Raw genomic sequence first — 19,949 nt, forward strand, 5'->3', positions numbered from 1 at the left:
TTCATCACATGGGGATCACAAAGGCGAGCTCAAGTCGAAGCCCTCCTATCACCGCCTGTAATCTTGAGCGAGTGCGTACCCACCAGATCTTTGCCCGCCTGGAGCAGGAGCCTCAGCGTCCCGACGCACCGGTTCCCGGCATGAGCCGCGTCCGGCGGTCGCTCCTGGGCGCCATCCTGGCCTTCTACGGGGTCATCGTGGCGGCGGTGCTGAGCACCTCCTGGCTGGTCCGGATCGACTGGCAGGTCATGCTCTTCCGGCCCTACAAGCAGTGGCCCGAGGTGCATGCCTTCCTCGACTACTTCGTGGTCCTGGGCCAGCGCGGACCCACGGCGGTACTGATCGCCGCCTGGCTGGGCTGGCGTTCCTGGCGGCAGCGGACGCTGCGCCCTCTGCTGATCATGGGCGCCGCCCTCCTCCTGCTGAACGTGACGGTCGGAGCGGCCAAGATCGGCATGGGCCGGGAAGGGCCGCACTACGCGAACGTGGTCGGTTCCAACGAGATGTTCCTGACCGGGGACATATTTCCGTCCGGGCACACCGCCAACGCTGTCGTCACCTGGGGCATCCTCGCCTACCTGGCGACCACCCCCCAGGCCCGCCGGGTCCTGTCGGTGATCGCGGCGGTGTTCGCGCTGGGCGTCGGCGCGACCACGGTCTACCTCGGCACGCACTGGGTCAGCGACGTGCTGCTCGGCTGGGCCGCCGGCCTGCTGGTGCTGCTCGCACTGCCGTGGTGCGAGCCGCTGATCGCACGGGCAGAGGTGCGCATCCTCACCCTTCGGGACCGGCTTCGTGCCCGGCTGGTGCCCGGCACGCCCGACAGCCCGGCAGGGCTTCCACCGCTGGCCTCCCAGCCCTTGCATCCGGTGGGTGCCGCACTGCCCGATGGGCCGCCCGCCCGCCGCGGCGACCCGGAGCCAGTGACGGCCGGAGTCGCCCGGCGCACCGGTCCTCGGCTCAGCACCGCGCGGCTGCGGGCCCCGGAGCGCACGCATCCGGTGCGTGCCGACCGGCCCGGCCGGCCGGTCGGCAGCCACTGAGCCGGGTCAGCCCGGCCAGCAGCGCACGACCTCGCCGTCCTTGACGGCGAGGTTCAGTCGTCCGCTCAGGTACTCCATGGTGATGATCGCGTCCGGAGGCAGGACTCGCACTGTCGTCCAGCCGCGTTCGTGCGCCTGCTGCTCCGCGCGGCCGGCCGGGAGGCCGAGGTAGTCGTCGGGATTGTCGCGAGGAGTCCCCGCGTCGGAAGGTACAGGTGCCATGGCGCCACCGTACGGCCTGCCGTCGTCACCCGGAAGTACCGTCCGGACTCGCGCACTGTCACACTTCTGTCACAAGCCCGCGCGCTCACGGTGGCCCCGGCAACGGCAGTCCATCACTCTTACGGCGGTACCCCGAATTCGGTGCCGTCCGGTCCCACCGGGCCTTGTCCGAGGCCGGGAACGCGGATTTCCTGGCACTCTCCCCGACAATTCCGCACCGGTCATCGGTGGCCCTCGACGGTCATTGCAGAAGAGAATTCCGTGGTCCTTCGGCCGACGGGGGATCGGACAGCCCCGCCCGTCCGGTGCGGGACGCCCGGTCCGATTCGTGCACCGGCAGGCGTGACTCCGAGCGGCCCTCCGGCGTTGAGCACTGCGCATCCAAGCCGCAGCCGATCCGCGGCGGCGAAGATCCCGAGGAACCGAGGAGTGCCTGTGTCCCCCTTGCTCGACGTCAGCGACGACGTACGTGCCGAGATCGGTGAAGAGGAAGCCCAACGGCTGCTCGCCGGTGAGAGCGCCCCGGGCAGCTACGACTGCACGTCGTGCCGCACTCCGGGCGACACCGGGACGGAGCACACGAGCACAGTGCTCTTCGTCGGGGAACAGACAGCCGTGCTGGCCTTCGCGCACGCCAAGTGCTTCGCCTCGCAGGTGGTCGCCGTCTCCGAGGAGCAACTGCAGGGAGCTGTCCGGTCCATCACCGGTGAAGTCCTTTCCGGAGAGCACACACAGGCCCCGCCCGGCCAGGCCGTGCTCGGCGTGACGTGTGGCCAGGTGCTGGTGGACGACGAGGTGTACTCGGCGCTTGTGGTGGAGCCCGACGGACCCATCGCACGCCCCGGCTCGGAAGGGCCGGGCGACGATTTTCTGCCGCTGCTCATCGAGCAGGGCTTCATGCCCGTGACCGATCTGGAGAAGGCCCCGCCGGTGCTGCCCGGCTGGTCGGTGCTCCTGGCCATGGGGCAGCTGCACGCCGTGCTGCAGCCCGGCGGGGACGGCCCCTGGTGGCAGGCCCACGAGCCGCTCCCGGTGACGGATGCCTGGCGCACCGGCGCGGCCCAGCGACAGAGCATCCTCCTCTACGCCGCACCGGCCGGCGCCATCGGCCAGCAGCCCCGTGAGGACCTGCTGCGGGAAGCGCTCGAGAAGGCCGCGGCCGGGGGAGTCCTGGTCGCCGCGGCGATGCCGCTGGCCGGCACCTGAGCGGGCCCGCGTCACAGGGGCATTCAGGTGCCCGGCGGCTGCTCCCCGCATCCGCCGGACCGCCTGATCGTTGGACGGGCGTGCAGCCTTTTGAACCCCGCCCCGAGCCGTCCCGCCGGTACCGGCCCATTCCCGGCATGCGTCCTTCGTACGAGCAGTCCGCGAGTGGTTCGGCCACACCGATCTACGACGCGCTCTGTGCGGAGTACCGCAGACTCTTCCGCGCCCTCCCCGGGGACCGCAGCGAGGAGGACGAGCTGCGGTTCGAGGAGTTCGGCAGAAGCCCCGGCCCCCCTGGGCCGGGTGCTCTCCGGCTCCCGCCTCACAGATTTCCTCCGGCCCTGCCCCCCGGCAGCTCGGAGCCCGGCTCACACCCCCTGTGAGCCGGGCCGGCTGTCACTTCTTCCGGCCGCGCTTCTCGCGGACTCGCACGGACACCTGGATCGGTGTGCCCTCGAATCCGAACTCCTCGCGCAGCCGCCGCTCAATGAAGCGGCGGTAGCCGGCCTCCAGGAAGCCCGAGGCGAACAGCACGAAACGCGGCGGCCTCGTACCCGCCTGGGTGCCGAACAGAATCCGGGGCTGCTTCCCGCCCCGCACCGGGTGGGGATGCGAGGCGACGATCTCCCCGAGGAAGGCGTTCAGTTTGCCGGTGGGCACCCGGCTCTCCCAGTTGGCCAGGGAGGTCTCGATGGCCGGCACGAGCTTCTCCAGGTGCCGGCCGGTGTGCGCCGAAACGTTCACCCGCGGAGCCCACTGCACCTGCACCAGATCGCGTTCGATCTCCCGTTCCAGATAGTAGCGACGCTCCTCGTCCAGGGTGTCCCACTTGTTGTACGCGATGACCAGGGCGCGGCCCGCGTCCACGGCCATCGAGATGATCCGGGTGTCCTGGACACTGATGGGCTCGGTGACATCGATGAGCACGACGGCGGCCTCGGCCTTCTCCAGCGCCGCCGCGGTACGCAGCGAGGCGTAGTAGTCGGCCCCGTCCTGTAGATGCACCTTGCGCCGGATGCCCGCGGTGTCCACGAACCGCCAGGTCTTACCGCCCAGCTCGATCAGTTCGTCCACCGGGTCCCGGGTGGTCCCCGCCGTCTTGTCGACGACCACCCGCTCCTCCCCCGCGACCTTGTTCAGCATGGAGGACTTGCCGACGTTCGGGCGGCCGATCAGCGCGACCCTGCGCGGACCGCCGGAGAGGTCCCCGAAGGTCTCCGGCGGTGCCTCCGGCATGGCCTCCAGGACGACGTCCAGCAGATCGCCGGTGCCGCGGCCGTGCAGAGCGGAGACCGGCTGCGGTTCGCCCAGACCCAGCGACCAGAGGTACGCCGCGTCGGCCTCCCCGGAAGGGCCGTCCACCTTGTTGGCGCACAGGACTACCGGTTTTCCGCTCTTGCGCAGCAGCTTGACGACTGCCTCGTCGGTGTCGGTGGCACCCACCGTGGCGTCGACGACAAAGACGACCGCGTCGGCCGCGGCGATGGCAAACTCGGCCTGTGCGGCCACGGCCGCTTCCAGGCCCAGCACGTCCTGCTCCCAGCCACCGGTGTCCACGACCTTGAAGCGGCGCCCCGCCCACTCGGCCTGATAGGTGACCCGGTCACGGGTCACTCCGGGGCGGTCCTCGACCACCGCTTCGCGGCGGCCGAGGATGCGGTTCACCAGTGTCGACTTGCCGACGTTGGGACGCCCCACGACGGCGAGTACCGGCAGCCGGCCCGCCCCCGCCGCGGCAGCCAGTTCACTGTCGATCTCCTCGGAGTCGAAACCCTCTTCCGCGGCGAGCTGCACGAACTCGGCGTACTCGGCATCACCGAGAGCACCGTGCCCCTCGGTGTCGCCCGGGTGATTACGATCGGTCATGAGTTCAGCCCTCGTCCTGGTATGCAAAGTCCGTTGGCACCCGGCGGCCGGTACGGCAACCGGCCTCCTCCAGGTGTGCGGTCAGCCGGCGCTGGATGCGCCGGGTCGCGTCGTCCAGCGCCGCCCGGGTACGCCGTCCGCTTCCGTCGCCGGCCCGGAAGGGCTCGCCGTAGACCACGTCGATCCGCCCGCGCAGCGGTGGCAGGCCGGGCAGCGCCCGGCTTCGCCGCTCCTTCGAACCCAGGACGGCCACCGGGACGACGGGCGCCGCTGACCGCAGGGCGAAGTAGGCCAGCCCTGACCGGAGCTCCGCGAAGTCGCCTTCCCCCCGGCTCCCCTCCGGGAAGATGCCCAGCACGCCGCCCTGGGCGAGTACCCGCAGGGCCCCGGTGACTGCGGCCCGGTCGGCGCTCTCCCGGTTCACCTCCACCTGTCCGAGCGCGCGCAGCAGCGGGCCGAACGGACCGGCGAACGCTTCGCTCTTGACCAGGAAGTGCACGGGCCTCGGCGCGGTACCGATGATCATCGGGCCGTCGAGATTGTGCACGTGATTACCGGCCAGGATCACCGGCCCGGTCGCGGGCACCCGCCAGGCACCGAGTACCCGAGGCTTCCACAGACCCCGCATCAGGCCGATCCCGACACGTCGTCCGACCGCTGCTCCGCGCGGGCTGGGAGCCGTCACCGGACCTGCTGCCCATGCTGGGCGACCAGCGTGACGACACACTCGACGACCTGCTCGAGAGTCAGCTCGGTGGTGTCCACCTCGACCGCGTCCTCCGCCCTGGCCAGCGGCGAGGTCTTGCGGCTGGAGTCCGCGGCGTCCCTCCGGGCGAGTGCCGCCCGGGTCGCCTCGATTCCGGCGGCACCTGGCGCCCCTGTGAGCTCACCATTGCGGCGGGCCGCGCGGGCCTCGGGCGAGGCGGTCAGAAAGATCTTCACATCGGCGTCCGGCAGCACCGTGGTGCCGATGTCCCGGCCCTCCACAACGATTCCGTCCCCGGCGTCCCCGGCGATCCGGCGCTGCAGCGCGGTTATCCGGGCTCGCACCTCCGGGACCGCGCTCACCGCGCTCACCGCGCCGGTGACCTCCTGGGTCCGGATGGGCCGGGCCACATCGGCGCCGTCCACGGTGATCGTCGGGGCGAGGGGGTCGGTCCCCGAGACCACGGTCGGCTTGGCAGCCACGGCGGCAACCGCCTCCGGGTCGTTCACGTCGACGCCGTGGCGCAGCATCCACCAGGTGAACGCGCGGTACTGCGCACCGGTGTCGAGGTACCCGAGGCCCAGCCGGGCGGCCACGGCCTTGGACGTGCTCGACTTGCCCGTGCCGGACGGGCCGTCGATGGCGACGACGACGGCGGTGGTGGTTGCAGCCACGATGGTGCACACCTTTCTGCAGTTGCTCGAGCACGGGAGGAAGTGGCGGGCGCGGCAGCCCGCAGCAAGGGTATCCGTTCGCGGCGGGCGCTGGTCGCCCCGGATCTCCGGGTGGGGGCAGACCTACTGCCGGATCGACCAGCCCTTGTCGCGCAGCGCGGCGCTGAGCAGTGGCGCCGCTGCGGGCTCGACCATGAGCTGCACGAGCCCCGCCTGCCGGCCGGTGGCATGTTCGATGCGGACGTCCTCGATGTTGATGCCCGCCCGGCCCGCGTCGGCGAAGATCCCGGCCAGCTCGCCGGGCTCGTCGGAGATGAGCACGGCGACCGTCTCATAGACCGACGGGGCGGCACCGTGCTTGCCCGGCACCCGCTCACGCCCCGCGTTCCCACGCCGCAGCACGGCCTCGATTCCCGCGGCTCCGCTGTCCCGTTCTGTCTTGTCCGGGGACTCCAGCGCGCGCAGTGAGCGGACCGTCTCCTGAAGGTCTTCCGCGACCTCGATCAGGACCTCAGCGACCGGCCCGGGGTTGGCGGACAGGATGTCGATCCACATCCGGGGATCCGAGGCCGCGATGCGGGTCACATCACGGATGCCCTGTCCGCACAACCGGACGGCGGCCTCTCCGGCGTCTTCCAGCCGGGCGGCGACCAGGCTGGAGAGCAGCTGCGGAGTATGGGAGATCAGCGCGACCGCCCGGTCATGGGCCTCCGCATCCATGACGACCGGCACGGCCCGGCACAGGGAGACCAGCTCCAGAGCGAGATTGAGCACTTCGGTGTCGGTGTCCGCGGTGGGAGTGAGGACCCAGGGGCGGCCCTCGAAGAGGTCGGCGGTGGCGGCCAGCGGCCCGGAGCGCTCACGGCCCGCCATCGGATGGGTGCCCAGGTACGAGGTGAGGTCACACCCCAGGGCTGCGAGCTCCCGGCGCGGCCGGCCCTTGACGCTGCCGACGTCGAGGTAGCCGCGGGCCAGGCCGCTGTTCTGCGCGGCGGCCAGCGTCGCGGCGATGTGCCCGGGGGGTACCGCGACGAGGGCCAGGTCGACCTGCCCCTCGGCGGGCTCCTCGGTGCCCGCCCCCAGAGCGGCAGCGGTGCGGGCCTGCCCCGGATCATGATCCTGCAGATGCACCCGCACACCCCTGCCGGTGAGGGCGAGGGCTGCGGAGGTACCGATCAGACCGGTCCCGATGATGAGTGCGGTGCGCATCGCCCCAGCCTAATCGGCCGCGGCGGCCCTTCCGTACGGCCGCCGGAAGCAGCCCGGGGACACCGCACCGGTGCTCCGCCACCGGCGTGGTGTCCCCCGGTCCGTCAGAGACCGACCTCCTTCATGAGCCGGCCGACCTCGGGCTGCGTCAGCCGGCGCAGCCACCCGGACTTCTGGTCGCCCAGGGCGAGCGGCCCGAAGTGGGTGCGCACCAGCTTGTCGACGGGGAATCCGGCTTCGGCCAGCATGCGCCGGACGATGTGCTTGCGGCCCTCGTGCAGGGACACCTCGACCAGGTAGTTCTTACCGGTGTTCTCCACCACCCGGAAATGGTCGGCCCGGGCGAAGCCGTCATCGAGCTGGATGCCGCTCTTGAGCTGCTTGCCGAGGTCACGCGGCAGCGGTCCCTGAATGGCGGCGAGGTACGTCTTGGTCACGCCGTAGCGCGGGTGGGTCAGCCGGTGGGAGAGCTCCCCGTGATTGGTGAGCAGGATGAGACCCTCGGTCTCGGTGTCCAGGCGGCCGACGTGGAAGAGCCGGGTCTCCCGGTTCTGCACGTAGTCGCCCAGGCACTGACGGCCGTCCGGGTCTTCCATGGAGGAGACGACCCCGGCGGGCTTGTTCAGGGCGAAGAACAGATACGACTGGGTGGCGATGGTCAGTCCGTCGACCTTGATCTCGTCCTTCTCCGGGTCGACGCGCATGCCCTGCTCCCGGACGATGCTGCCGTTCACCTCGACCCTGGCCCGGTCGATGAGCTCCTCACAGGCCCGCCGGGAGCCCATGCCTGCCCGGGCCAGAACCTTCTGCAGCCGCTCCCCCTCCGGCTCCCCGAAGGTCTTCGGCAGCTTGAGGGCAGGCTTGGTGTGTCTGCTGCGGTTGCGTTCCTCAATCTGGGCCTCGTACTCGCGGGGGCGCGCGGGAGCGGAACGCTTGCGCGCACCCTGGCCCTGCTTGTCCGCGCCGGCCGGGCGGCCCCCGGGCTTGCCGCCCTGCCCCTTGCCCGCGCCGGCCGGGCGGGCCCCGGGCCCGCCCTCCTGACCGGCCTGTTCGTACCGGCGGGCTTCGGGACGCGGCCGCTCCGCGCGCTTTTTCTGGTCGTCGCGACCCTTGCCCGCGCCCCGGTTGTTCCGGTTGCTGTTCCTGCCGCTGCTTCGCATCAGTGTTCCGTCTGGAGGTTGCCGCTGTCGTCTGATTCTTCTGAATCCACGTCGAACGACGGCACTCCCTCCTGGCTCTCGGCCTCGACCGCGTCCGCCTCGGGGAGGTGGGGCGCGAGTTCCGGGAGCTCTTCCAGGCCGCGCAGGCCCATCCGCTCCAGGAAGTAATGCGTCGTCCGGTACAGGATCGCACTTGTTTCGGGTTCGGTGCCCGCCTCCTCCAGCAGGCCGCGCTGCAGCAGGGTGCGCATGACCCCGTCGCAGTTGACTCCGCGGACCGCGGAGACCCTGGAGCGGCTGACCGGCTGCCGGTAGGCGATCACCGCCAGGGTCTCCAGGGCGGCCTGGCTGAGCCGTGCCTGCTGACCGTCCAGCACGAAGCTCTCGACCGCTTCCGCGTAGGCGGGGCGGGTGTAGAACCGCCAGCCGCCGGCGACGAACCGCAGCTCGAAGCCGCGGCCCTGCCGTGCGTAGTCTTCCGACAACTCACGCAGGGCGGCCGCTACGGCCGGCTTCGGCCGGCCCAGCACCCTGGCGAGGTGCTCCTCGGTGACGGGTTCCTCGACCACCAGGAGCACCGCTTCCAGGGCCGGCGCGAGTGCCAGTTCCGCAACCGCGCGGTGCGTGGCGCCCGGCGGGCGCCGCGACTCCCGGCGGGCGCCGCCCGGGACGCCGTGGGCTCCGGGCTCGTCAGGGGTTCCCTCGGTCATCGGCTCCCTCTCCGCTCGGCACGTCCGTCCGTCCCCGTGTCCTCCTCGTCGAACTCACCCGTCACCAGCGGCCGCGTGGTGTCGGCTCCGCTCCAGCGCACGGTGAGCGGCCCGAGGGCCTCCGTCTGGTCGAGCGACACTGCCCGCTCACGGTAGAGCTCCAGCAGGGCGAGGAACCGGGCCACAACGGTCAGGGTGTCCGGTGCGTCCCGGACGAGGTCGGCGAAGTCGGCCTCGCCCACTTCCCGCAGGCGGCTGATCAGCACGTCGGCCTGCTCCCGGACGCTCACCAGCGGGGCGTGGATGTGTTCGATGTAGATCCGGGGTTCCGGCCGCGGCTGCATGGCCCGGAAGGCGAGCCGCGCGAATTCCTCGGTCCCGAGGCTGAGGACCACCTCCGGCAGGAGAGCCGCGTGCTGCGGCTCCAGACCGACCGTGCGAGGGTGCCGGCGGGTCTCGGACACCATCCGGTCCTGGAAGATGTCGGCGATCTCCTTGTACGCGCGGTACTGCAGCAGACGGGCGAAGAGGAGGTCGCGGGCCTCCAGCAGGGCCAGGTCCGCCTCGTCCTCCACTTCGGCAGCCGGCAGCAGGCGGGCCGCCTTGAGGTCCAGCAGTGTCGCGGCCACCACCAGGAACTCGGTGGTGCGGTCCAGGTCCCAGTCCGGCCCCTTGGCGCGGATGTGCGTCATGAACTCGTCCGTGACCCTGGACAGGGCGACCTCGGTGACGTCCAGCTTGTGCCGGGAGATCAACTGGAGAAGCAGGTCGAAAGGACCTTCGAAGTTGTCCAGGACAATCGTGAACCCACCGTCACCGGCCGCGGCTCCCTCGTTCGGTTCCGCAGCCGGCTCGGGCCTTTCGGGCTCCGGCCCCCGGGCGGCTTCGGTGTCCGGAGCGGGGCCGGCGTCCCGCCGAGGCCCGGGAGAAGAGCCGACGGACTGCGGCTCGCCGGAGGGAGCCGTGTCCGCCTTCCCGGGGCCGCGGCCGAGTGGTCGGCGAGGGATCCGGGGGTCGGAGGGGTCAGGGTCGGACAAGCTCATCGCGGGGGCACATTACCGCCCCAAAGGTCATCGACCCCGGAGGCGGCGGACGAGAATACTCGCGTCGCCGCGGGACTCCAGATCGGCAAGCACCACGGCGACCGCCTCACGCACGATCCGGCCGCGGTCCACCGCCAGGCCGTGCTCTCCCCGGAGCACCAGGCGGGCGTGCTCCAGGTCCATCAACTCCTCGGCAGAGACGTAGACCGTGATCTTCTCGTCGTGCCGCTCGCGACCGGTGGGACGGCGGGCCGCCCGGCCGCGCCGCTGGGCTGTGCCGGACGGCTGCCCGCTCCTGCCGGAGTCACCGGCGGAGGATCCGGACCGGGAGCCGGACCGGGCGGCCTCCCGCATCGCCTGGGCCGGCACCGGGGTGTCCCGAGCGGGCCGAACCTCCGGCTCTTCCCGCCCGGCTCTCTCCGCCTTATCCGGTCCGCCGCCGGAACGGTCACCGTCGCTTCCGGTCCTCGCTTTCCGGCCGGACCGACGTTCCTCTTCCCGGCCGGAAAGCCGGTCCTCCGCCTCCCCGCGGCCCGGGGAGGCGGAGGCGGTACCGCCGGGGTCGTGCGGAGTGGAGGACTGCACGGCAGCCCCTCCGGTGGTGCGGAACAGTTCGTCGGCTGCCGGCAGACTCACTCTGCGTGGCACCGGGCGAGCACCTCCCTGGCAAGCTGACGGTAAGCAGCAGCCCCCACGGAGTTGGAGGCATACGTGGTGATCGGCTCACCGGCGACAGTGGTCTCGGGGAAGCGGACGGTGCGCCCGATGACCGTGTGGTAAACGCTGTCGTCGAACGCCTCGACCACACGGGCCAGCACCTCCCGGCTGTGCACGGTGCGGGAGTCGTACATCGTCGCCAGGATCCCGTCCAGACTCAGAGCCGGGTTCAAGCGCTCCTGGACCTTCTCGATGGTCTCGGTCAGCAGTGCGACGCCGCGCAGCGCGAAGAACTCGCACTCCAGCGGAACGATCACCTTGTGCGCAGCGGTGAGCGCGTTGACCGTGAGCAGGCCGAGGGACGGCTGGCAGTCGATGACGATGAAGTCGTAATCGTTCAGCATCGGCTGGAGTGCCCGCTGCAGCGAGGATTCTCTTGCCACCTCGCTGACCAACTGCACCTCGGCCGCGGACAGGTCGATGTTGCTGGGCAGCAGGTCCATCCCTGCGACCGCCGTCTTCAGCAGTACCTCGTCCGGTGCCATACCCCGCTCCATGAGCAGGTTGTAGACCGTGAGGTCGAGCTCCATCGGGTTGACGCCGAGGCCCACGGACAGGGCTCCCTGCGGATCGAAGTCGACCAGCAGCACCCGGCGCCCGTATTCGGCGAGCGCAGCGCCCAGATTGATGGTCGAGGTGGTCTTGCCGACCCCTCCCTTCTGGTTGCACATCGCGATCACCTTGGCCGGACCGCGTTCGGTCAGCGGACCGGGGATCGGAAAGTACGGGAGCGGACGGCCGGTGGGCCCGATGCGTTCCCGGCGCTGCCGGGCGGCGTCCGGTGCGATGGTGGCCGCGTACTCCGGGTCGGGTTCGTACTCCGCGTCGGGGTCGTAGAACTGCCCGTCGGCGATGTCTTCGTATGAGGGCAGGCGAGAATGGTCGCCTCCCGTACGGTCTCGGGCCATAGCGTTCGGAGTATGGCCTTCCGTGCTCTGATGGGCTGTCATGCTCGGTGGACTCTGGTGGGTTGCGGAAGACTGGACGGCAACGGGTCCCCTGCCCGTCATTACCGGGGGGACGATCCGCTGCGGTGCTCCTGGAAGCCGTCCCCCGGGGGTGAATGTCGACTCATTCACAAGTCGTCCTACCTCCTTGGGGACCAGGATATTTCTCGACAGAGTCAGCGTGGCACCATGCCGACGTTTGGCGACTCTATGGCGTGTCGGTGGTCCGCAGCAACACAATCCGCCGGACCGGTACCGATCTGTCGGTGATTGACCGGCCCTCTGTCAAGGGCACATGGCGCATCACCTGGATGATTCCGCGGCGACGAATCGGCCGAATGGTCAAGTTCACGACGAGTCACCCGCGCGCGTCGAGGCCCCTGACGCCCCGTCGGCCGGATCCCTGAGGAGAGATCCGGCCGGGTGAACGAGACGTGCCAGGTTGACGCGTCGGCCCGAGGGCCCGCCCGTCAGCCCAGGAGGGTGTTCAGTTCGGCGTGCGGAAGCCCGTGCGCTTGGGCAACCGGGGTGTAAAAAACCTCCCCCTCATGCGTGTTGAGGCCCTGCGCAAGGGCAGCGTCACGAGAAAGGGCCGCCCGCCAGCCACGGTTCGCCACCTGCACGATGTACGGCAGCGTGGCGTTGGTCAGCGCGTAGGTGGAGGTGTTCGGCACGGCGCCCGGCATGTTGGCGACGCAGTAGAAGACGGAGCCGTGCACCCGGAAGGTGGGCTCGGCGTGTGTCGTCGGCCGGGAGTCCTCGAAACAGCCACCCTGATCGATCGCAATGTCGACAAGTACACTTCCGGACTTCATTCGTGACACCAGGTCGTTGGAGACCAGCTTCGGTGCCTTGGCGCCGGGAATCAGCACCGCGCCGACGACCAGGTCCGCCGCAAGCACGGCCTTCTCCAGTTCGAAGGTGTTGGAGGTGATGGTCTGCACCTGACCGCCGTAGATCTTGTCCGCCTCGCGCAGCTTGCTGACGTCGGTGTCCAGCAGCGTCACATGGAAGCCCATGCCGAGAGCGACCTGCATGGCGTTCCAGCCGGAAACCCCGGCTCCGATCACCACCGCCTCACCGGCCGCGGTCCCCGGGACGCCCCCGGGGAGCACGCCCCGGCCACCGGCCGAGCGCATCAGGTGATAGGCGCCGACCTGCGGGGCGATACGGCCGGCCACCTCCGACATCGGAGCCAGCAGCGGGAGCGCACGTCGCGCGGTCTCCACCGTCTCGTAGGCGATGGCGGTGGTGCCGGACGCCAGCAGGGCATCCGTGCACTCACGGGAGGCAGCCAGGTGAAGGTAGGTGAAGAGCACCTGGTCCTTGCGGAGCCGGTGGTACTCCTCGGCAACGGGCTCCTTGACCTTCAACAGGAGGTCGGCACCGGCCCACACCTCGTCTGCGGTGTCGAGGATCAGGGCCCCCGCCCGCTGGTACTCCTCGTCACTGATGGAGGAGCCGGATCCGGCCCCCCGCTCCACCGTGACCTGGTGGCCGTGCCTGACGAGCTCGTGCACTCCGGCCGGGGTGATGGCCACACGGAACTCGTTGTTCTTTACCTCGCGGGGGATGCCGACCTGCACGTTCGATCACGGTCCTTGGGTTGCGGAGGGTTGATGAAGATACCGGCCTTTCGGGATGCACCGGCATATGGGGTGGATACCGGAAGCAGCCGGACGACCGCGGCCCCGCCATTCTTAATGAAGGATCGACTCGTGTCCAGCCTTGCAATCGACTAGTCTTTTTCGATGTTGTCTACGTTTCTTAGGCGTGACCGTCAGTAGTGCTGAGTGTTGCCGAGCCTGCGGCGGAATAGCGCAGCAGCAACCGGGCGGCGGCTCGGTGCCCCTCCGCCTCGGAGACCCGCCCCTGCCGTTCCGCGCCGTCAGCGAGCCGCAGCCGCAGGGCCCCCTGAAGCCGTTTGTCTCCGGCCTGCTCCGCCGCCCGGAGCGCTGCCCCGCAGGTCCGCAGGGACTCCTCGGGACGGCCGGCATACTCCTGCACCCGGGCCGCCTCGGCCAGCGCCCGGGCGTGCGCCCGGGCGTCCCCCAGCCTGCGGTGGGCGGCAGCCGCTGCCCGCCAAGCCACCAGCGCCTCCCCCCACTGCCCGTCGAAGGTCAGGACGGCTCCGATCCGGCCGTGCAGGCGGGCCTGAGCAGGGACGTCCCGCCGGGACTGGGTGAGAACCAGCGCGCGGCCGTACCAGTCCGCGGCCCGCTTCCAATCGCCGAGCTCCGCGTAGGTGCCCCCGATGGACTCCAACGCCCGGCCGACAGCCACCGGGTCCGCCTGTTCCCCTTCCGACCGTGCGGCGGCGAGCGCGGAGCGATACCGCTCCAGTGCGCCGGGGACCCGCCCGGTCCTGCTGTCCAGATCACCGAGATTGAGCAGGGCCGCAGCCCGTTCGCGGGGCAGCTTCTGCCGTTCCGCCACACCCAGGACCAGTTCGTGCAGCCGGTACAGCTCGGGGGCGGCGGCTTCCGGCCCGCGGTGTGCCACCAGGGCAGCGGTGAGTGCCGCGATCAGCCGCCGGGCGAGGGTGTCGAGTTCCCCGTCGGCCACCGCAAGCCGGGCGGCAGCCAGCAGAGCGGGCAGCCGGGACTCCAGCCATCCGGCGGCAGCCCCGCGGCCCTCGAACCGCAGGGAGCCGGGCAGCCCGGCCAGCCAGTTGCGGGCGGGAGAGCCCAGCGGCTCGGTCACCGCCCGGCACGACCGCAGTTGCCGGACCACCCGCTCCAGCATCCGGGCCCGGGCCAGCAACACCTCCGCCGGCCGCTCCCGGTCGTTCAGCAGCCTGCGCAGAAAGGGATCGAGACACCCGGGGACGAGATACTGCGGACCCCCGCAGATTTCCTCCCGCAGCACGCCGGCCGCCGGGCGGGCCGAGGAAACCGTCCGCAGCAGCCCCAGCCGTGCGAAGTCCCGCAAGAGGTCGCGGGCGGCAGCGACGGAGCAGCCCGCCAGGGCGGCGGCCGTCTGGGCATCGGCCCGGCCGGCCGGAGCGAGGGTGAGCAGCCGCAGCATACGGGCGGCCGGCAGCGGCAGGGCGGAGTGGGCGAGCCGGAAGGCCAGCGCGAGTGGCTCCTCGGCGCCTTCCATGCCGTCCGCCGGAGGATCGGCGAGCCGCTTGGCTGCGTCGGCGACCGCTGCGTCGGGGTGCGCCGTCAGCCAGCCGCCCGCCAGCACCAGCGCCGCGGGCAGATGGGCGCAGGCAGCGGCCAGGCTCTCGGTCGCCCGGGGATCGACGGTGACCCGGACCGGGCCGGCGCCGCGGGCGAGCAGCCGGATCGCGGAAGGCTGGTCGAGGGAGCCGACTGTGCACGGACGGACGTCGGGGACTCCGGTGAGTGGCCCGCGGGCCACTGCCAGCACGAGACAGTCCCGGTTGTCCGGCACCAGTTCGACAAGTTGCTCGGGGGTACTGATGTCGTCGAGCAGCAGCAGGGCCCTGCGCTCCGCCAGAGCGGCGCGCAGGGCCTCGGTGAGCTCGTCGTCCGCGGCGCCGGCCGGTGCCACGGCACCCAGCGCGCCGAGCAGGTCACGGGCGGCTCGCTCCACGGGCACCGGAGCGCCACCAGGGTCGGTCAGCCGGGCCCGCAGCACCCCGTCCGGGTACTCCCCGGTGACGGTGCGCTGTCGGGCGAACTCCTCGGCGAGAGCGGTCCGCCCGGTGCCGGGCCGCCCGGCAACGAGCAGAACCCGGCTGCGGGCGGCCGGCCGGCCGGCCAGCGTGTCGAGCCCTGACCGACCGATGTCGGCGCGGAGGGCCGCCAGTTCCCGGCGCCGGCCGAGAAACCCGGCCGCGTCCGGGGAGTCCAGCCCTTGCGCCGCACCACTGCTGTGCACCGCCTGTTCCGTCACAGGACCGAGCGTATGCCAATCCGCTCACCTCACCATCCAGGACACGTCAAAACATGCCATAACGGGACATAGGGAACCGATCTCTCTCAGGACTCGAAAGGCCGTGCGGGCCAGGGCGCGTCTGCCGGGCGAAGGGCGCCGGGACCGTCCGCCGTGCGGGCGGCGTGCAACGCGAGCACTCCGACCACCAGACAGGTGTTCTGCAGCTCCCCGGCAAGTACCGCGCCGATCAATTCGTCGAGCGGAACCCAGGCGTGCTCCAGATCAGCCTCCTCCTCGGAGACCTCGTACCGGTCGCCTTCCACCACCGAGAGCTCGCGGGCCAGAAACACGCGGACCGCCTCGTCGCATCCCCCCGGAGTGGTGAACACGTCCGTGAGGACCCGCCAGTCCTCCGCCTGGATGTGCGCCTCCTCGTACAGTTCACGGCGCGCCGCGTGCAGCGGGTTCTCACCGGGAACGTCGAGCAGGCCCGCCGGGATCTCCCAGAGCCGGTGGCGCACCGGATGCCGGTACTGCCGTATGACGGCGACCCGGTCGCGGTCATCGAGGGCGAGGACCGCGACGGAACCGGGGTGCACCTGGTAGTCCCGGCGGACAACAGCACCATCCGGCATCCGCACCTCGTCGGTGCGGACACTGGTCTTGTTGCCGGTGAACGGCGTGGCGGTGGCGGTCACCGGCCACGCGGCAGGGGTGTCGTGCAGCTCTGCCGGCACGGCTCAGGCCTCCCGCTGCGCGCTCTGCCGCTCGACGGCCGCCTTGACCAGGCCGGCGAAGAGCGGGTGCGGACGAGTGGGACGGGAACGGAGCTCCGGATGTGCCTGGGTGGCTACCAGAAAGGGGTGAACCTCCCGCGGGTACTCGACGTACTCGACGAGCTTGTTGTCGGGAGAAGTACCGGAGAACACCAGGCCGGCCTTCTTCTCCAGCTCGGCACGGTAGGTGTTGTTCACCTCGTACCGGTGACGGTGCCGCTCCTCGACATAGGGCTCACCCCCGTAGAGCTCCCGTACCAGTGACCCCTCGGCGAGCTTCGCCGGATACAGGCCGAGCCGCATCGTTCCGCCCATGTCCCCCTCACCGGCGACGATGTCCAGCTGCTCCTCCATGGTGGAGATCACCGGGCTCGCCGCACCCTGGTCGAATTCGGTGGAGTCCGCGCCGTCGATGGCTGCCAGGTTCCGGGCGGCCTCGATGACGATGCACTGCAGGCCCAGGCACAGACCCAGCAGGGGGATGCCGTTCTCCCGGGCGTAAGTGACGGCCGCGACCTTGCCGGTCACCCCGCGGTCGCCGAAGCCGCCGGGAACGCACACCGCGTCACAGTCCGCCAGCTGCTCCGCAGCCCCGGCCGCGGTGCGGCAGTCGTCGGAGGTGACCCACTTGATACGGACCCGCGCCCTGTTGGCGAAGCCGCCGGCCCGGATCGCCTCCGTGACCGAGAGATAGGCGTCGGGCAGGTCGATGTACTTGCCGACGAGCGCGACCGTGACCTCGTGATCCGGCTGATGGACCCGGCGCAGCAGGTCGTTCCACTGCGTCCAGTCGACGTCCCGGAAAGGCAGGTCGAGGCGGCGCACCACGTAGGCGTCCAGCCCTTCGCTGTGCAGCACTTTGGGGATGTCGTAGATCGACTTGGCGTCGATGGCTGCCACCACCGCGGCCTCGTCCACGTCGCACATCAGGGAGACCTTGCGCTTGATCGAAACCGGCACCTCCCGGTCGGCACGCAGCACGATCGCGTCCGGCTGGATACCGATGTTGCGCAGAGCGGCCACCGAGTGCTGGGTGGGCTTGGTCTTCAGCTCCCCGGAGGGCCCGATGTACGGCAGCAGGGAGATGTGCACGACGAAGACGTTGTCCCGGCCGACCTCGTGCCGGACCTGGCGGACCGCCTCGAGGAAGGGCAGGGACTCGATGTCCCCCACCGTGCCGCCGACCTCCGTGATCACCACGTCGACGTCCTCGGCGGCCATCCGCCGGATACGGTGCTTGATCTCGTTGGTGATGTGCGGGATCACCTGGACGGTGTCACCGAGGTACTCACCCCGCCGTTCCTTGGCGATCACCGTGGAGTAGACCTGGCCGGTGGTGACGTTCGCGCTGCCGTCGAGGTCGACATCGAGAAAGCGCTCGTAGTGACCGATGTCCAGGTCGGTCTCGGCGCCGTCGTTGGTGACGAATACCTCGCCGTGCTGGAACGGGTTCATGGTGCCGGGGTCGACGTTCAGGTACGGGTCGAGCTTCTGCATGGTGACCCGCACCCCCCGCGCTTTGAGCAGGGCTCCCAGGCTGGATGCGGTGAGCCCCTTGCCGAGGGAGGAAGCGACGCCTCCGGTGACGAAGATGTGCTTGGTCGTGGAGTGATTGGGCGGCATGGCCAAGAGGGGCGCTCCCGTGGTCGCGAGGTTATTTGCACACCGGCGCCCCGTTGATGGATGCTCGGGGTGCCGTCGCTGCGGTTCGGGGGTTTCCTGCCCTCCGGTCCACGGGCTACCAGGGTATCAGTGCTCCTGGAGCACGGTGCGGCCCGAGCGTCCGACGGAGCGGATCATCCCGTTCCGGTGGGAACCGGACAACAGGCTCCCCCGTGCCGGTCCATCTTCGGCGACCGTCGCACGGATCAGCTCACTGCCGCGTATTCTGCTCGGACGCTCACGCGGGAGAGACGCGGCGGAGCATGCCATAGCACGACGTACGACCTGTCCTGCGGGGCAAGGGCACAGTTCAACTGGAGTTGCAGGTGGCAGGGCGCATCGAGGACTACGCACTCATCGGGGACATGCAGACCGCCGCCCTCGTCGGCAGGGATGGCTCTGCGGACTGGCTGTGTCTACCCCGGTTCGACTCCCACGCCGTGTTCGCGGGCCTGCTGGGCACCGAGGAACACGGCTTCTGGCGGATGGGACCCGCCCACGGCGAGGAGGAGCCGCCGCGCGCCACCCGGCGCCGGTACAAGGGCGACTCCCTGATCCTGGAATCGGAATGGGACACCGAACGGGGCACGGTCCGGGTGACGGACTTCATGCCGCCCCGTGGGCATGACGCGCCGCAACTGGTGCGCATCGTCGAAGGCGTCCGCGGACGCGTGCCGATGCGGTCCGTGCTGCGGATGCGGTTCTCCTTCGGCTGGGTGGTGCCCTGGGTGCACCGGGTGGAGGACCGGACGGCAGCCGTCTCGGGACCCGACTCGGTGTGGCTGGACACCACCGCGGAGACCTACGGCGAGAATCTGACCACGTACTCGGACTTCACCGTGTCGCCGGGTGAACGGGTGGCCTTCACGATCAGCTGGCAGCCCTCACACAAGTCACCGCCACCGCGCCCCGAGCCGGAGGCCTCACTCGAGGCGACCGAAGAGTTCTGGCGGGAGTGGGTGGGGCACTGCACCTACCACGGCCCCTACCGGGAAGCGGTGATCCGGTCGCTGATCACGCTCAAGGGCCTGACCTATGGCCCCACGGGTGGGATCGTCGCCGCTCCCACCACCTCCCTGCCGGAGGAGATCGGCGGGTCCCGGAACTGGGACTACCGCTTCACCTGGCTGCGGGATGCCGCGATCACCCTCTCGTCGCTGCTGCGGACCGGGTACCGGGACGAGGCCAAGGCCTGGCGGGAGTGGCTGCTGCGGGCGGTGGCGGGCGATCCGCAGAACCTGCAGATCATGTACGGCATCGCGGGCGAGCGCGAACTGGGCGAGACCGAGCTGGACTGGCTCCCGGGCTATGAGGGATCCACTCCCGTGCGCATCGGCAACGGCGCCGCCGGCCAGCTCCAGCTGGACGTCTACGGCGAGGTCACCGAGGCGCTGCACCTGGCGCACATGACCGGAATCGCCCGCAACGACCACGCGAACCTGCTCCAGCTCAAGCTGATCGCCTACCTCGAGGATCACTGGGACGAGCCGGACGAGGGGATCTGGGAGGTCCGCGGTCCGCGCCGGCACTTCGTGCATTCCAAGGTGATGGCCTGGGTGGCCGTCGACCGGACGGTGAAGCTCATCGAGTCCGGTGAGGTGGACGGCCCGCTGGAGCGGTGGCGCGAGCTGCGGGACGAGATTCACCGCACGGTCTGCGAGCAGGGCTACGACAAGGAACGCAACACCTTCACCCAGTCCTACGGCTCAAAGGAGCTGGACGCGTCATTGCTGCTCATCCCGCAGATGGGATTCCTGCCGCCGGACGACAAGCGGGTGATCGGCACCATCGAGGCCATTCAGCGCGAGCTGTCCACGGAGGACGGTCTCATCCTCCGCTACCCGACGGCCGGCGAGGATGCGGGCGTCGACGGGCTCGAGGGTGACGAGGGGGCCTTCCTGGCCTGCTCCTTCTGGATGGCCGACGACCTGGCGATGATCGGCCGGGTCGAGGAGGCGCGGCAGCTCTTCGAGAAGCTTCTGGGGCTGCGGAACGACTTGGGTCTGCTCGCCGAGGAATGGGACTCCAAGCACCAGCGCCAGGTGGGCAACTTCCCGCAGGCCTTCAGCCACGTGCCGATGATCGACACCGCGCTGCGGCTGACCGCCTCCGGCGCCTACGGCTGAGCGCACGCCGCCCGGGTCGGGGGCCTCGCCCCACCG

Annotated in this window: 17 protein-coding genes; 3 read left to right on the forward strand and 14 right to left on the reverse strand. The window is 70.5% G+C overall.

Annotated elements, in window-relative coordinates; genetic code table 11:
* Positions 1-71 precede the first annotated feature (71 nt).
* Positions 72-1,043, forward strand: coding sequence for a phosphatase PAP2 family protein (locus PJ985_RS16240; protein ID WP_271684483.1), 972 nt, complete (start codon positions 72-74; stop codon positions 1,041-1,043).
* Positions 1,044-1,049: 6 nt separating this feature from the next.
* Here PJ985_RS16240 and PJ985_RS16245 read toward each other — a convergent pair whose 3' ends face one another.
* On the reverse strand, positions 1,050-1,265 hold the full coding sequence (locus PJ985_RS16245; protein WP_271684484.1) for an I78 family peptidase inhibitor: 216 nt from the start codon (positions 1,263-1,265) through the stop codon (positions 1,050-1,052).
* A gap of 435 nt (positions 1,266-1,700) precedes the next feature.
* Between PJ985_RS16245 and PJ985_RS16250 the strand changes: the two genes are divergently transcribed.
* A complete protein-coding gene (locus tag PJ985_RS16250) occupies positions 1,701-2,471 on the forward strand; it encodes a hypothetical protein (RefSeq protein WP_271684514.1) in 771 nt (256 codons plus the stop codon).
* Between the two features lie 396 nt (positions 2,472-2,867).
* On the opposite strand, the gene der is transcribed toward PJ985_RS16250, so the two are convergent.
* The 13 genes from der to PJ985_RS16320 all read right to left on the reverse strand — a co-directional run bounded on the left by der (position 2,868) and on the right by PJ985_RS16320 (position 17,748).
* Positions 2,868-4,337: a ribosome biogenesis GTPase Der gene (gene der, locus PJ985_RS16260; protein ID WP_271684486.1), complete on the reverse strand. Its 1,470-nt coding sequence runs from the start codon at positions 4,335-4,337 to the stop codon at positions 2,868-2,870.
* Positions 4,338-4,341: 4 nt separating this feature from the next.
* Positions 4,342-4,965, reverse strand: a complete 624-nt coding sequence (locus PJ985_RS16265; protein WP_443033495.1) for a lysophospholipid acyltransferase family protein — start codon at positions 4,963-4,965, stop codon at positions 4,342-4,344.
* A gap of 53 nt (positions 4,966-5,018) precedes the next feature.
* Positions 5,019-5,717: a (d)CMP kinase gene (gene cmk / locus PJ985_RS16270; RefSeq protein WP_271684488.1), complete on the reverse strand. Its 699-nt coding sequence runs from the start codon at positions 5,715-5,717 to the stop codon at positions 5,019-5,021.
* 123 nt (positions 5,718-5,840) lie between these two features.
* The gene (locus PJ985_RS16275) at positions 5,841-6,926 is read right to left on the reverse strand and encodes a prephenate dehydrogenase (protein ID WP_271684489.1); all 1,086 of its coding nucleotides are present in this window, start codon (positions 6,924-6,926) and stop codon (positions 5,841-5,843) included.
* Positions 6,927-7,030: 104 nt separating this feature from the next.
* On the reverse strand, positions 7,031-8,086 hold the full coding sequence (locus PJ985_RS16280) for a pseudouridine synthase (protein ID WP_271684490.1): 1,056 nt from the start codon (positions 8,084-8,086) through the stop codon (positions 7,031-7,033).
* Complete coding sequence (scpB, locus tag PJ985_RS16285; RefSeq protein WP_271684491.1) at positions 8,086-8,796, reverse strand: SMC-Scp complex subunit ScpB; 711 nt, start codon at positions 8,794-8,796, stop codon at positions 8,086-8,088. The genes PJ985_RS16280 and scpB overlap by 1 nt, the downstream gene beginning before the upstream one ends.
* Positions 8,793-9,839, reverse strand: a complete 1,047-nt coding sequence (locus PJ985_RS16290; protein ID WP_271684492.1) for a segregation/condensation protein A — start codon at positions 9,837-9,839, stop codon at positions 8,793-8,795. The genes scpB and PJ985_RS16290 overlap by 4 nt, the downstream gene beginning before the upstream one ends.
* Before the next feature lie 27 nt (positions 9,840-9,866).
* Positions 9,867-10,487, reverse strand: coding sequence for a hypothetical protein (locus tag PJ985_RS16295; RefSeq protein ID WP_271684493.1), 621 nt, complete (start codon positions 10,485-10,487; stop codon positions 9,867-9,869).
* Positions 10,472-11,506: a ParA family protein gene (locus PJ985_RS16300; protein WP_443033496.1), complete on the reverse strand. Its 1,035-nt coding sequence runs from the start codon at positions 11,504-11,506 to the stop codon at positions 10,472-10,474. Before PJ985_RS16300 ends, PJ985_RS16295 begins: the two co-directional genes overlap by 16 nt.
* 467 nt (positions 11,507-11,973) lie before the next feature.
* The gene (gene ald / locus PJ985_RS16305) at positions 11,974-13,089 is read right to left on the reverse strand and encodes an alanine dehydrogenase (RefSeq protein WP_271684495.1); all 1,116 of its coding nucleotides are present in this window, start codon (positions 13,087-13,089) and stop codon (positions 11,974-11,976) included.
* A gap of 181 nt (positions 13,090-13,270) precedes the next feature.
* A complete protein-coding gene (locus tag PJ985_RS16310) occupies positions 13,271-15,367 on the reverse strand; it encodes a tetratricopeptide repeat protein (RefSeq protein ID WP_271684496.1) in 2,097 nt (698 codons plus the stop codon).
* An 86-nt stretch (positions 15,368-15,453) separates the two neighbouring features.
* The gene (locus PJ985_RS16315; RefSeq protein WP_271684497.1) at positions 15,454-16,086 is read right to left on the reverse strand and encodes an NUDIX domain-containing protein; all 633 of its coding nucleotides are present in this window, start codon (positions 16,084-16,086) and stop codon (positions 15,454-15,456) included.
* A 3-nt stretch (positions 16,087-16,089) separates the two neighbouring features.
* On the reverse strand, positions 16,090-17,748 hold the full coding sequence (locus tag PJ985_RS16320; RefSeq protein ID WP_271684498.1) for a CTP synthase: 1,659 nt from the start codon (positions 17,746-17,748) through the stop codon (positions 16,090-16,092).
* Positions 17,749-18,113: 365 nt separating this feature from the next.
* On the opposite strand from PJ985_RS16320, the gene PJ985_RS16325 reads away from it, so the two are divergent.
* Positions 18,114-19,913, forward strand: a complete 1,800-nt coding sequence (locus PJ985_RS16325) for a glycoside hydrolase family 15 protein (RefSeq protein WP_271684499.1) — start codon at positions 18,114-18,116, stop codon at positions 19,911-19,913.
* Positions 19,914-19,949: the final 36 nt, after the last annotated feature.

Source organism: Streptomyces sp. ACA25 (assembly GCF_028200735.1).
Classification (GTDB): Bacteria; Actinomycetota; Actinomycetes; order Streptomycetales; family Streptomycetaceae; genus Streptomyces.